Here is a 302-nt window from a genome sequence, read left to right as displayed (position 1 = left end):
AAGTTGAAAAGGGTCAACTGATGCTGGAAGTGGATGTAGAAATGCTTGTCGCAGAAGGGTACGATATAGTGACTCCTGTAGTTGTTACAAATACACAGGAATATCTGGATGTTCTCTTGCTTTCGACAAAAGAGGAAGTCAACTATGCTGATGATTTATTAGCAGTCTTATAATTCGAGGAGGGTATATGTCAATTTTTCCAGATAATTTCTTATGGGGAGGAGCAGTAGCTGCAAACCAAGTAGAAGGTGCATATAATGAGGGAGGAAAAGGATTATCCGTTCAAGATGTTCTCCCCAATG

2 protein-coding genes are annotated in these 302 nt (G+C 40.1%); both read left to right on the top strand.

The genetic code is table 11. The features are described from left to right. Positions 1-173, top strand: a 173-nt coding sequence (locus C1G53_RS13620; RefSeq protein ID WP_330847479.1) for a PTS glucose transporter subunit IIA, incomplete at its 5' end; no start/stop codon positions are given. A 14-nt stretch (positions 174-187) separates the two neighbouring features. After that, positions 188-302 (top strand): family 1 glycosylhydrolase (locus tag C1G53_RS11105; RefSeq protein WP_153046723.1); only part of this gene is annotated, 115 nt, incomplete at its 3' end.

The organism is Streptococcus suis (assembly GCF_002960445.1).
GTDB classification, from domain to species: domain Bacteria; phylum Bacillota; class Bacilli; order Lactobacillales; family Streptococcaceae; genus Streptococcus; species Streptococcus hyiners.
The sequence above is the reverse complement of the archived record's forward strand: the minus strand, read 5'-3'. Positions and strand labels throughout refer to the sequence as shown.